Origin of the sequence: Salinibacter altiplanensis (assembly GCF_002894645.1) — a bacterium.
GTDB classification, from domain to species: Bacteria; Bacteroidota; Rhodothermia; order Rhodothermales; family Salinibacteraceae; genus Salinibacter; species Salinibacter altiplanensis.
The window spans coordinates 64,052-65,045 of sequence record NZ_NCQY01000009.1 but is presented as its reverse complement, the minus strand read 5'-3'; the positions used below and the strand labels follow the sequence as shown (position 1 = coordinate 65,045).

Genomic DNA, 994 nt, shown 5'->3' with positions numbered 1-994 from the left:
CGTACAGGCGGGTAAGCTCCGCGAGCCACTCCTGGTCCGCCTCCGTGATCTGGTCGGGGAGAACGCGCCAGGCCCAGTTGTCCCCCATGGTGCCCGGCGTGTTGAGGCGCCCTTCACTGCCCAGCCCGATTACGTCCTGCACTGGCGTCACCACGCGGTCGGCGACCGACGCCATCATCGCCCGGACTGCCTGTCGGTGGACGCGGCCCTCGGGATTCGCGTCGGGCAGGTTGAGGTACGCCCGAGCAAACTCTCGTTCCGTGTCGGAGAGCCCCTTTCGCCACCAGCCCACGATGGTGTTGTTGTCGTGGGTGCCGGTGTAGGCGACCAGGTTGCGGCGGTGGTGGTGGGGAAGGAAGTCGTTGTCGGGGTCGCCGCCGAAGGCGAACTGCAGGACGGCCATGCCCGGAAACTCGAACGTATCTCGCAGCGTCCCCACCGAGTCGGTAATGATGCCGAGGTCCTCGGCGACGACGGGAAGCTCCCCAAACTCGTCCTCCATGGCACGAAAGAACGCGGCTCCCGGCCCGTCCTCCCAGGAGCCCTCAATGGCGGTGTTGTGCGCGGCCGGGATGCACCAGTATTCGTCGAAGCCTCGGAAGTGGTCGAGTCGGACGACGTCGAACAGCTCAAACGCGCGCCGCAGTCGCTCCGTCCACCATTCGAAGCCGCGCTCTGCCATCCGGTCCCACCGGTAGATCGGGTTTCCCCACAGCTGGCCCTCGGGGCTGAAGTAGTCGGGCGGCACGCCGGCCACCACGGAGGGGGTGCCGTCGTCGTCGAGCCGGAAGCGCTCCTGGTGAGCCCACACGTCGGCACTGTCGGGGGCGACGTAGATGGGCAGGTCCCCGAACAGCCGGATGTCACGGGCGTGGCAGTAGGCCTGCAGGGCCGTCCACTGGCGGTGAAAGAGGTACTGCCAGTAGACGTGTCGCTCGACCGCCGCTTCGTGCTCCTCGCGGGCGCGTCGAAGGGCGTCCGGGTCGCGGCGCAC

1 protein-coding gene is annotated in these 994 nt (G+C 68.1%); it reads right to left on the bottom strand.

What is annotated here, in order from left to right; translation table 11 throughout:
- Positions 1–994: 4-alpha-glucanotransferase (gene malQ / locus B7R93_RS15675; RefSeq protein ID WP_232797975.1), on the bottom strand; the 994-nt coding region annotated here is incomplete at both ends.